The following is an 11,969-nucleotide window of genomic DNA, read 5'->3' as shown; positions in this document are numbered from 1 at the left end:
GATGCTACAGGTCATCAAAAAACTGGAATCGTTAAATCGAATCAATAATAAAGCCGAGAAGTACACACATGTAACGGACGATAAAGCTGTTGTTCAGGGTGTACTTTTCTTTGTGCCGTTGGAAAAATTTGAGGTAAAGATCCTGATCCCCGCTCCTTTCCATGAAAGCCTATTCCAAAATGGGAATCCAACTTACAAACAGTTGCTGAACCACAAAGAAGCCATGATGTTGAAATAGTGAATTTATGATCTCTTCTTAATCCCTTAAGTCTAGCAGATTAAATCACTTTCTAGATACTAAAAAAGCGCCCAAATGGGCGCTTTTACTGAGCCTCCTATCGGAATCGAACCAATGACCTACTGATTACAAGTCAGTTGCTCTACCAGCTGAGCTAAGGAGGCGTTTCTTTCAAAACGATGCAAATATGGCAACTTGCGGGAATTTTTGCAAATGGATTGTGCATATTTTCAACACCCATAAAACAACCTTTTGAATCTCAATGAAATAATTTCCTATTTTTATCGATAATCGGAAAATTTGTCATCTAAAATTATTTTTCCATGACAAAAATTCATCTTAATTTTTCTGAAACCCTGCGGGCACTTCTTTTGTTATTCTATTGGTACGAAAATCAAAAGAACATATGAATTTTAACAACTATACAATAAAGGCTCAAGAAGCCATACAAAAAGCCTCGGAAATTGCCATGGGCAATCAGCAACAAGCGATTGAACCTGCACATATCATGAAGGCCCTCTTGACTGTTGACGAAAATGTCATCGGTCACCTATTAAAGAAATTGAACGTCAACATCAACTACCTTACTCAGGAAGTTGATAAATTGATCGAATCCTACCCTAAAGTAAGCGGTAGCAATGTGTACCTCAGCAATTCAGCAACTGCGGTATTGCAGAAAGCGCAGAGCTATCTTAAAGAGTTCAATGATGAATTTGTATCCATTGAACACATTTTATTGGGTCTATTGGCTGCAAATGACAAAGTAGCCACCTTATTGAAAGATCAAGGTGTCAATGAAAAGGATCTTAAACTGGCCATTAAGGAATTGCGCGGCAATAGCCGGGTTACGGATCAGAATGCTGAAGCGACCTTTAATGCCCTGAACAAATATGCACGGAACCTGAACGAGTTTGCCGAATCGGGAAAATTGGATCCTGTTATCGGTCGTGATGAGGAAATCCGCCGTGTGATGCAGATCTTATCCCGTCGGACAAAGAACAACCCGATCCTTGTCGGTGAACCCGGTGTCGGTAAGACGGCTATTGCAGAAGGGATTGCCCACCGGATCATAAAAGGCGATGCGCCAGAGAATCTGAAAAGTAAAACTGTATTCTCCCTAGACATGGGTGCCTTGGTGGCCGGCGCAAAATACAAGGGAGAATTTGAAGAACGTTTGAAGGCCGTTGTAAAGGAAGTCTCCGAGAGTGATGGTGAGATCATCCTGTTCATCGATGAGATCCACACCTTAGTTGGTGCTGGTGGTGGCGAAGGTGCGATGGATGCTGCGAACATTCTGAAACCGGCGCTTGCCCGAGGTGAATTGCGGACGATCGGTGCGACAACGCTGAACGAATACCAAAAATATTTCGAAAAGGACAAAGCACTGGAACGTCGTTTCCAGAAAGTCATGGTAGAAGAACCGGATACACAGGACGCGATATCGATCTTGCGTGGTCTGAAAGAGCGTTATGAGACTCACCATAAAGTTCGTATCCTGGATGAGGCGATCATTGCCGCTGTTGAATTATCACAGCGCTATATCACCGATCGTTTCTTACCGGATAAAGCGATCGACTTGGTGGATGAGGCAGCTTCTAAATTGCGCTTGGAGATGGACTCTGTACCGGAGGTCGTGGATGAACTGGAGCGTCGTATCATGCAGTTGGAGATTGAGCGGGAAGCCATCAAACGCGAGAATGATGAGAAGAAAGTTGCTGAGCTTTCGGAAACCATTGCGAACCTTTCCAGCGAACGCGACTCCCTACGGGCATCTTGGCAATCAGAAAAGACCTTGGTAGATCAGGTCAACCAAGAAGCGCAAAATATTGAAGATTACAAACTGGAAGCCGATCAGGCAGAGCGTGCCGGTGATTACGGTAAGGTAGCGGAGCTGCGTTACGGTAAGATCAAGGAGGCGCAGGATAAAGTTGATAAATTGAAACAGGAACTTTCCGAGAAGCAGGATAGCAACCGCATGCTGAAGGAAGAAGTTACCTCCGAAGATATCGCTGATGTGGTCTCCAAATGGACAGGAATCCCCGTTAGCAAAATGGTGCAATCTGAGCGGGAGAAACTCCTGAACCTGGAAGAAGAACTGCACAAGCGTGTAGCCGGACAGGATGAAGCCATAGAGGCAATTGCAGATGCCATCCGCCGTTCCCGTGCGGGATTGAGCGATGCCAAACGCCCTATCGGATCATTTATCTTCCTGGGTACAACCGGGGTTGGTAAGACCGAGCTTGCGAAAGCCTTGGCGGAATACCTATTCGACGACGAACAGGCATTGGTCCGTATCGATATGTCGGAATACCAGGAGCGCCATGCCGTGTCCAGATTGATCGGAGCGCCTCCGGGATACGTAGGATACGATGAAGGTGGCCAACTTACGGAAGCTGTCCGACGCAGACCATATTCCGTTGTGCTTTTGGACGAAATCGAAAAAGCACACCCTGATGTATTCAACATCCTCTTGCAGGTATTGGATGATGGACACTTAACCGATAACAAAGGACGTGTGGTGAATTTCAAGAACACCATCATCATCATGACTTCCAATACGGGGTCCCATATCATTCAGGAGAATTTCTCCAAGTTGGATGACGGTAACCGCGATGAGGTTGTCGCAAAGACCAAGGACGAAGTCCTGGATCTGCTGCAGAAATCCATCCGTCCGGAATTCTTGAACCGTATCGATGAGGTCATTATGTTCACTCCATTGAGCAGAACTGAAATCGGTGATATCGTACGGATGCAATTCGGAAGGGTACAGCATCAGCTTGCGGAACAGAACATCTTCCTTTCCGCTTCTGATGAAGCATTGGATTGGTTGGCGCAATTGGGTTATGATCCTGTTTACGGTGCACGCCCTCTGAAACGTGTAATCCAGAAGCGGATCCTGAACGAGCTTTCCAAGGAAATCCTTTCAGGTGCGGTATCAAGGGATGCCATCATCGAATTGGATGTCTTTGACGGAAAATTCGTCTTCCTGAACAAGAATAAAGAACAGTAATTTTAGATTTTAATATGTTGTACTGGAGCTGCCCAACAGTTCTAGGAAAGATAAAAGCCCGAGCATGCTCGGGCTTTTATTATTTTATTACATGTTGTCCGAGTAGACAAACCGCATTTCATCGCGTAAATTATACCGGGATGCCATCACCTCGCCGTATGCACCGGCGGTGCGGATAGCGATCAGGTCTCCCCTTTCAGAAGGCGGTAGTGGCACTTCCTTACCGAAGCAATCCGAACTTTCACAGATCGGCCCTACGACATCATAGTTCATCAACTCCGCATCTGCTTGGCCGCCTAATTTTTCAATCTTATGGAAGGCTTGGTACAAGGCTGGGCGCATCAGTTCAGTCATGCCTGCATCCAAGATCAGGAAATGTTTCTTGACACCGCTTTTTGTGTACAGCACACGGCTGACCAAGGATCCTGCTTGAGCAACCAAGGCGCGGCCCAATTCGAAATGTACTTCCTGCTGTGCCGTACGCTCGAGAAATTTATCGAATACGTCAAAGTAGGCCTCAAAATCTGCGTATGGATGCGCATCTGGCTGATGGTAATCCACACCCAATCCACCGCCGACATTCAACACTTTGATGGCCGTCCCACGCTCCTCAAACCAATTCTTCCATTCATTGACCTTCACACAAAGGCTCTTGAAAACGTTGATATCCGTAATCTGTGATCCGACGTGAAAATGCAGCCCTAGTAATTCAAGGTTTGCACATTCCCGGAGTACGGCAGCTGCTTTCTCTAATTCCGAATTCGGAACGCCAAATTTATTCTCATCCAAACCGGTGGTGATGTAATGGTGCGTATGGGCATCTACATTGGGATTGATCCGCAAGGAAACCTGTGCCTTCACCCCTGCTTTTGCCGCAAGCTCATTGATGACCAACAATTCCTGGATGGATTCAACGTTAAAGGCAAAGATCTGATGCTGTAACGCCAAATTTATTTCTTTATCTGCTTTCCCTACACCTGCGAAGGTAATCTGATCGGCGGGAAAACCGCAATCTATTGCTTGTTGGACTTCATTTCCGCTGACGCAATCCGCACCGAAACCTTTGGCTTGGATCATCTCCAACACCCGGGGATTGCAGTTTGCTTTTAAGGCGTAATGAACATGGAAACCTCTTTTATCCGCAGCCTGCTTGGCTTGGTTCAAAGTGGTAGCCAACAAATCCATATCGTAGTAATAGAAAGGTGTTTCTAATCCTTTCAGGTGGTTCAGGTCGATTTGATGTATATTCATTTCAATTAAAAAATTCGATGGTGTAATGATCTAAGTCCCTCCACTTTATGCTCGGAATCCAACAGGATGGACACGTTATAATCCGATCCGCCATAGGAAACCATTCGCAAAGGCAAGTGTTTAACAGCATCCAGAACACGAGCTGCATAACCATGCGTGTTGGCACCGAAATCACCTACGACACATATAATCGTCTGTTCGCGGTCTACACTCACTTTTCCAAAGTCTTCCACCTCACGGATAATATCATCCAAGTTCTTGGTGTCATCGATGGTCAGGGATACCGCCACCTCAGATGTTGTAATCATATCTATCGGTGTTTTATACCGTTCAAAGATCTCGAATACACGACGTAGGAAACCATACGCCAACAACATGCGCGATGAATGGATGTGGATCGCGGTAATATCGTCCTTTGCAGCGATGGCACGGATCGCGCCTTTCTTACCGCCATTTTGTGAAATTAAAGTTCCGGCCGCCTTTGGGTCCATGGTATTCAATAGGCGCACGGGCACATTGTACCGTTGTGCTGGGAAAACGCTCTGCGGGTGCAGAATCTTCGCGCCGAAATACGCTAATTCGGCAGCTTCATCGAAACTCAGCTCTGCAATCGGCGTTGTTCCTTTCACCACACGCGGGTCATTGTTGTGCATGCCATCAATGTCCGTCCAAATCTGAATTTCATCCGCCTGGATTGCCGCACCGATTAAGGATGCCGTATAGTCCGATCCTCCACGACGCAGGTTATCGATTTCGCCGAAAGAATTCCGACAGATAAAGCCTTGTGTAATGAACAGCATATTTTCAGGATGCTCTGCCAGGATAGCTTCCAATTTCTCTTTGATGAAAGGCACAACAGGCTCATTGTCCTCATCGATCTTCATAAAGTCCAATGCGGGCAACAGCACCGATGGAATTCCCTTTTCAGCAAGGTAGAAATGCCATAACGTTGTGGACATCAACTCTCCCTGTGCAAGAATGATCTTTTCCTCAGTCGGTGTAAATAAGTCGTTGGAAAGAGATGCTATGTAGTTAAAATGATAATCGATCAATTCCTTACCCTGCTTATATCCGTTCTCTGTGCTGAAGAGGTCCTTTATTAAAGCTTCGTACTTATCCTTGTGTTGCTTGATGAGATCCTTAGCCTCATCCTTCTTACCCGAAGTATAGGCTTTAGCAATTTCAACCAATGCATTTGTCGTTCCAGCTACAGCTGAAAGCACCACAATCTGACGCTCTGCGGGATTAACGATATCCAATAAGCTTTGGATACGTTCAGCACTCCCAACGGATGTTCCACCGAATTTTAGAATTTTCATATCTATTTTAAACTTGTTATTTTTTTTGCGGGTGTGAATATAAGTCTTTTAACAAAAAAAACGGCACAAATGCTGTAAAAGCTCTTGTGCCGCATAAATTTTTATGCGGAAAACCTACTTCTTCAGGCTTTCTATTAGCAATTGCGCGAGTTCCTCGCCGATACGTTCCTGGGCTTCATTTGTCGCCGCACCGATATGCGGGGTCAACGAAATCTTTGGATGCGTCAACACTTCAGCACGTGGAGTCGGTTCATTATCGAAGACATCGATACCTGCGAATGCCACTTTGCCGCTGTTAAGCGCCTCAACCAAAGCCAATTCATCAATTACCCCACCACGGGAAGCATTGACCAAGCCTACGCCATCTTTCAATAACGCAATTTCTTCCTTACCGATCACCGGTTTATCCGTGAATGGCACATGAAGCGAAATAAAATCTGCCTGCTTGAATATTTCGACCAATTCAACCTGTTCAACTGGAACATTGACCTCAACACCACCGGCAAGGTTCAATGTTAGCGATTGCGGCCCTTCGAAAAGATCGGAGTAGATCACTGTCATTCCCAAGCCGAGTGCAATTTTTGCGGTTTCGCGGCCAATACGACCAAAACCTACCACACCAAGTACCTTTCCTTGCAATTCGGTACCCGCGCCATACGCCTTTTTAAGACCACCGAAATTACTGCCGCCCTCAACGGGCATCTTGCGATTCGAATCGTATAAGAAACGGACGCCATTCAGCAGGTGGGCAAAGACCAATTCCGCTACGGAGTGGGATGATGCCGCTGGTGTATTCACCACGGTAATGCCTTTGGAGCGGGCATAATCAACATCAATGTTATCCATACCTACTCCACCACGGCCAATCACCTTGATGTTCGGGCATAGATCGATCAAAGGTTGACGCAATTTGGTCGCACTGCGAACAGTTACTGCATCATATTCGTTCAACCGACCTGCTAACTCTTCTTGTGGGATGTGGACTGTGTCAACGATAAAGCCAGCATCCTCTAATATTTTTTTACCGATAGGATCGATCCCATCGTTTGCTAAAATCTTCATTATTCAATTAACTATTTTTTACGCTCTTCAAATTCTCTCATGGTATCAACTAGGGCATTGATGGATGAAATGGTCAATGCATTGTAGATGGAAGCTCGGAAACCACCGACAGAACGGTGTCCCTTAATTCCAATCAGGTTGCGTTCTTTGGCCAAGGCCAAGAACTCGGCTTCCAATTCGGCATTTTCCATTACAAAGGTCACGTTCATGCGCGAACGGTCTTCCACGGCTGCTGTTCCCCTGAAGAAAGGATTACGGTCGATCTCATCGTACAATGTGCGCGCCTTGATGATGTTTTCCTGCTCAATGACATCGATACCTCCCTTTGCCTTCAACCAACGCAGGTTCAACATGGAGACATAAATAGAGAAAACCGGAGGCGTGTTGTACATGGAGCCAGCTTTTGCATGTGCTTCATAATCAAAAATCATAGGATTCGTGCGACCCGATTTACCAAAAAGCTCATCTTTGATGATGACCAAGGTTACTCCCGCTGGTCCCATATTCTTCTGTGCACCGGCATAGATCAAATCGTAATCTGCGATATTGATGTTTCTGCTCAAGATATCGGATGACATATCCACAACTACAGGAACCTGTGTTGCTGGTCTATCGAAAACTTCCGTACCGTAGATGGTATTATTGGAGGTATAGTGAAAATAGGCCGCATCCGTTGGAATAGTGTACAGCTTCGGGATATAGTTATAATTCTGATCACTCGACGATGCCACAATTTCTACTTGACCTACCCTTTTCGCTTCTTTTGCGGCCTTTGTAGCCCAAACACCCGTGTCCAAATAAGCTGCTTTACCATCTGCTGGCAAAAGGTTCATGGGAACCATGGCAAATTGCTGCGAAGCTCCCCCTTGCAGGAACAAAATGGAATATCCCGAAGGGACATTCAATAATTCGCGAACCAATTGCTCTGTTTCAACAACCACCTCTTCAAACTCTTTGGAACGGTGCGAAATTTCCAAGATAGATAAGCCTGTACCATTAAAATCAATTACCGCCTGTGAAGCTTGTTCGAAAACCTCTTTTGGCAAAATACATGGGCCTGCACCGAAATTGTGTTTCATCTGAATTGTATAATTTGTTATAAATAAACTGGTTAGACGCAAAACCAACGTTTGACCTCTAAAAGAATGTCCAAAGGTAAAATATTTTTGAAATTTTTTAAAACAAATTCAGGCTTTGTTTAAAATATCTTAAATTAAAAAGACATTTCATGTCATATTTCCATAATGATCTGAATTTTAACGTGGTATTTGGCCATTAAAAATTAATTAACATTTCGGCCTGACTGTTAATAATTTTAGGAGCCTTTTTAATCCCAAAACCCCGAAAAATTATGTATCTTCGCCTGTTATGTGACTATTTAAAGTCACTAAAAATATTCTATTGACTGAAACCAAAATATAATGGCTGAAGAAACAGAAAATGAAAACAATTTAGTTCCTGCTGAAAACAGGATTATCCCTATCAATATCGAAGACCAAATGAAATCTGCCTACATCGATTATTCGATGTCGGTTATCGTTTCTCGTGCCCTTCCGGATGCACGCGATGGTCTAAAACCGGTGCACCGCCGTGTGCTTTACGGGATGTTGGACTTAGGGGTTACGAGTGGAAAACCTTACAAAAAATCCGCACGTATTGTTGGGGATGTACTCGGAAAGTACCACCCTCATGGTGACTCATCCGTATACGACACCATGGTTCGTATGGCCCAAGATTGGTCGATGCGCTATCCATTGGTGGATGGCCAAGGTAACTACGGTTCCATCGATGGAGACCCACCAGCAGCGATGCGTTATACAGAGGCACGCCTCCGTAAGATTGCCGAAGAAATGCTGGCCGATATCAACAAGGATACGGTCGATTTCCAGTTGAACTTTGACGACTCTTTGGAAGAGCCGACCGTCCTCCCTACCCGCATCCCGAATCTTCTAGTCAACGGTGCTGCAGGTATCGCGGTGGGTATGGCAACCAATATGGCTCCCCACAACCTTACCGAAGTAATCAATGGTACCATTGCCTACATCGACAATAGAGATATTGAAATCAGTGAGCTGATGACCCACATCAAAGGTCCAGACTTCCCTACCGGCGGTTTGATCTATGGCTTTAATGGGGTTAAGGAAGCTTTTGAAACCGGCCGTGGACGGATCGTAATGCGCGCAAAGGCGGAAATCGAAACGACCAAAGCTGGTAAGGAAATCATCGTGGTTACGGAAATCCCGTACCAGGTGAACAAATCGGATATGATCAAACGTACCGCAGATCTGGTACAGGAAAAGAAAATCGAGGGAATTTCAGAAATCCGCGATGAATCTGCCAAAGATATCCGTATCATCTACGAAATCAAACGTGATGCCAATGCCAATGTGGTATTGAACAACCTATATAAGCATACTGCACTTCAGACTTCCTTCTCCGTGAACAACATTGCCCTTGTAAAAGGCAGACCGATGTTGATGAACCTGAAGGATATGATTCATGAGTTCGTTGAGCACCGTCATGACGTGGTGATCCGTAGAACAAAATTTGAATTGGCGGAAGCGGAAAAACGCGCACACATCCTTGAAGGATACCTGATCGCTCTAGACCATCTGGATGAGGTGATCAAGTTGATCCGTAACTCGGATACGCCGGAAGATGCACGTGTAGGCTTGATGGAACGTTTCGGACTATCCGATATCCAAGCACGCGCAATCCTGGATATGACCCTGAGAAGGTTAACAGGACTGGAACGCGATAAGATTAAGGAAGAATATGCGGAATTGATGAAAACCATCGAATACTTAAAAGAAGTTCTTGCTGATGAAGGCCTCCGCTTTAAGATCATCAAAGATGAGCTGAATGAAGTATTGGAGAAATATGGTGACGAGCGCCGTTCGCATATTGTCCACTCTGCAGAAGATATGCGTATGGAAGACTTCATCGATGATGAGGAAGTTGTCATTACCATCTCGCATAATTCTTACGTTAAACGTACGCCGTTAACGGAATACCGTGTTCAGGGACGTGGTGGGAAGGGCGCAATTGGCTCTTCTACGCGTGATGAGGACTTTACTGAGCACATCATCACTGCGTCAGCACACAATTACCTGTTATTGTTTACTGAAGCGGGACGTTGTTTCTGGCTTCGTGCATTCGAGATCCCTGAGGGCAGCAGAACGTCAAAAGGACGTGCGCTACAAAATATCATCAACATTCCGAAGGATGAGAAAATCAAGGCGTACATCAAGGTGACGAACCTGAAGGATCAGGAATACCTGGAGAATAACTTCATTATCATGTGTACCAAAAAGGGTACTATTAAGAAGACATCTCTTGAAGCTTACTCGAGACCACGTGCAAACGGTATCAATGCGATCAACATCAATGATGGCGACCAATTATTGGAAGCGACATTGACCAACGGCAGTAGCGAGATCGTTATGGCCCTTCGTTCCGGTCGTGCCATCCGTTTCAACGAATCCACGGTTAGACCGATGGGTAGAACGGCAACGGGTGTACGCGGAATTACCTTGGCGCATGCAAAAGATGAGGTTGTTGGCATGATTAGTGTGAATGATGAAGAAACAACAGTACTGGTTGTATCGGAAAAAGGTTACGGAAAACGTACGGATATTGATGATTACCGAATCACCAACCGCGGTGGTAAAGGTGTCAAAACCATCAATGTAACCGATAAGACTGGTGAATTAGTTGCAATTAAAGGTGTTACGGACGAAAATGACTTAATGATCATCAACAAATCCGGTATCGTGATTCGTATCGGTGTTGAGAACCTGAGGGTCATGGGTCGTGCGACACAGGGTGTTAAACTAATTACGCTGAAAGATTCTGATGAGATCGCTTCTGTAACGAAAGTGGACAGACAAGACGAGGAAGAGGAAATTGATGGAGAAGGAATCGATACTTCAGCAGAAAATGAATCAGCTAACGCGGAGAATGAAGAACAAGAATAAAATCATTTCAAGTACTTTAGGCTTATTTCTATTGGTGGGTGCCCAACAGGCATCCGCTCAATCTGCTTACAAGGAAGCAAGCAATGCATTTGCGATGTATTCCCAAACTGGCGATATCAAGAATCTGGATAACGCCAGAAAACAGATCGAGAATATTTACAAGACCAGACGTGATTCATCCAAGACCAAAGTGAATGTTTTACGTGCCATGGTGATGAGTTCGATTGCCTATGCGGATTCGACAAGAACCATCAAATTGAACGCGGATCCTATCGACTTGACCTACCAAACATTGGGCAAGATCGAAGAACGCGATCAGGATGGTTACCCTGGCGAATTGGATTACGTAAAACAGAATCTTGCTGCTGCACTAATCTACCGTGCGAACAAATCATTGGTGGATCAAAAATATGACGCAGCCTTTGAAGATTTCAGCAAGGTAGATGCACTCAATGCAAAAAGCGGCGATGTAACTTATAATCTTGCACTCTTGGCAACGAAAGCTGGTAAATCTGCGGATGCCATCAAATACTACAAGGCCATCCATGAAGGAGGTAAAATGACGGCTGAACAGTTTATCGAACTGGCAAATCTTTACGATAAGCAGACCGAACAGCAGCTTGCCCTTTCGACTCTCGAAGAAGCTAAGACAAAATTCCCAGAAAATAAGGATGTTCTCTTTCTACTCATTGACAAATACGCAAAGAACGGAGCCTATGATGCCATCGTTCCGATCGTCGATCAAGCGTTGAAATTTGAGCCGGAAAACATTGAACTGAATTACATGGCGGGTTATGCCAATGAGAATGCGAATAACATTGAATTGGCCAGCACCTATTACCAGAAGGTTTTGGAGCTTGACCCCAACAATTACGAATCCAACCTCGCACTTGGATTGATAAACCTGAACAAATATTTAAAGGACGGCGATAATCAGGAAGCTCAATACGATGCTCAGAATTTTCTTTTGAAGGCAAATGAAATTAAACCTTATGAGATAAATGCCCTGAAATCGTTAGCTTTATATTATCAAAAGGCTGAAGATGATACACAATTGGATCGCGTGAACCTCTTGTTGAATCAACTGACAAATTAAACAAACAATACAATAG

General features: G+C 44.8%; 8 protein-coding genes and 1 tRNA gene. 4 read left to right on the top strand and 5 right to left on the bottom strand.

Going from position 1 to position 11,969, the window contains the following annotated elements:
- Window position 1 precedes the first annotated feature (1 nt).
- A complete protein-coding gene (locus G6N79_RS11480) occupies window positions 2-238 on the top strand; it encodes a hypothetical protein (protein WP_103906416.1) in 237 nt (78 codons plus the stop codon).
- 91 nt (window positions 239-329) lie between these two features.
- Here G6N79_RS11480 and G6N79_RS11475 read toward each other — a convergent pair.
- Window positions 330-402, bottom strand: a tRNA-Thr gene (locus tag G6N79_RS11475).
- 242 nt (window positions 403-644) lie between these two features.
- Between G6N79_RS11475 and clpB the strand changes: the two genes are divergently transcribed.
- Complete coding sequence (gene clpB, locus G6N79_RS11470; protein WP_103906417.1) at window positions 645-3,248, top strand: ATP-dependent chaperone ClpB; 2,604 nt, start codon at window positions 645-647, stop codon at window positions 3,246-3,248.
- A gap of 87 nt (window positions 3,249-3,335) precedes the next feature.
- On the opposite strand, the gene lysA is transcribed toward clpB, so the two are convergent.
- The 4 genes from lysA to serC all read right to left on the bottom strand — a co-directional run bounded on the left by lysA (window position 3,336) and on the right by serC (window position 7,959).
- Window positions 3,336-4,499 (bottom strand): diaminopimelate decarboxylase, encoded by a 1,164-nt coding sequence (gene lysA, locus G6N79_RS11465; RefSeq protein WP_103906418.1) that lies wholly within the window; start codon window positions 4,497-4,499, stop codon window positions 3,336-3,338.
- 5 nt (window positions 4,500-4,504) lie between these two features.
- Window positions 4,505-5,818, bottom strand: coding sequence for an aspartate kinase (locus G6N79_RS11460; RefSeq protein WP_103906419.1), 1,314 nt, complete (start codon window positions 5,816-5,818; stop codon window positions 4,505-4,507).
- Window positions 5,819-5,932: 114 nt separating this feature from the next.
- The gene (locus G6N79_RS11455; protein ID WP_103906420.1) at window positions 5,933-6,880 is read right to left on the bottom strand and encodes a D-2-hydroxyacid dehydrogenase; all 948 of its coding nucleotides are present in this window, start codon (window positions 6,878-6,880) and stop codon (window positions 5,933-5,935) included.
- An 11-nt stretch (window positions 6,881-6,891) separates the two neighbouring features.
- Window positions 6,892-7,959, bottom strand: coding sequence for a 3-phosphoserine/phosphohydroxythreonine transaminase (gene serC, locus G6N79_RS11450; RefSeq protein WP_103906421.1), 1,068 nt, complete (start codon window positions 7,957-7,959; stop codon window positions 6,892-6,894).
- 342 nt (window positions 7,960-8,301) lie between these two features.
- Here serC and gyrA point away from each other — a divergent pair, with 342 nt between their 5' ends.
- Both gyrA and G6N79_RS11440 read left to right on the top strand, forming a co-directional pair.
- Window positions 8,302-10,857 carry a DNA gyrase subunit A gene (gene gyrA, locus G6N79_RS11445; RefSeq protein WP_103906422.1) on the top strand — a complete coding sequence of 852 codons (2,556 nt, stop codon included), beginning with the start codon at window positions 8,302-8,304 and terminating at the stop codon, window positions 10,855-10,857.
- Complete coding sequence (locus tag G6N79_RS11440; RefSeq protein ID WP_234993200.1) at window positions 10,841-11,953, top strand: tetratricopeptide repeat protein; 1,113 nt, start codon at window positions 10,841-10,843, stop codon at window positions 11,951-11,953. Before gyrA ends, G6N79_RS11440 begins: the two co-directional genes overlap by 17 nt.
- Window positions 11,954-11,969: the final 16 nt, after the last annotated feature.

This window comes from Sphingobacterium lactis (assembly GCF_011046555.1).
Classification (GTDB): Bacteria; Bacteroidota; Bacteroidia; order Sphingobacteriales; family Sphingobacteriaceae; genus Sphingobacterium; species Sphingobacterium lactis.
The sequence above is the reverse complement of the archived record's forward strand: the minus strand, read 5'-3'. Positions and strand labels throughout refer to the sequence as shown.

Coding starts and splice junctions, on each gene's coding strand:
- G6N79_RS11480 (WP_103906416.1), top strand. CDS start 2: ATGCTACAGGTCATCAAAAAACTGGAATCGTTAAATCGAATCAATAAT.
- lysA (WP_103906418.1), bottom strand. CDS start 4,499: ATGAATATACATCAAATCGACCTGAACCACCTGAAAGGATTAGAAACA.
- clpB (WP_103906417.1), top strand. CDS start 645: ATGAATTTTAACAACTATACAATAAAGGCTCAAGAAGCCATACAAAAA.
- gyrA (WP_103906422.1), top strand. CDS start 8,302: ATGGCTGAAGAAACAGAAAATGAAAACAATTTAGTTCCTGCTGAAAAC.
- G6N79_RS11460 (WP_103906419.1), bottom strand. CDS start 5,818: ATGAAAATTCTAAAATTCGGTGGAACATCCGTTGGGAGTGCTGAACGT.
- G6N79_RS11455 (WP_103906420.1), bottom strand. CDS start 6,880: ATGAAGATTTTAGCAAACGATGGGATCGATCCTATCGGTAAAAAAATA.
- serC (WP_103906421.1), bottom strand. CDS start 7,959: ATGAAACACAATTTCGGTGCAGGCCCATGTATTTTGCCAAAAGAGGTT.
- G6N79_RS11440 (WP_234993200.1), top strand. CDS start 10,841: ATGAAGAACAAGAATAAAATCATTTCAAGTACTTTAGGCTTATTTCTA.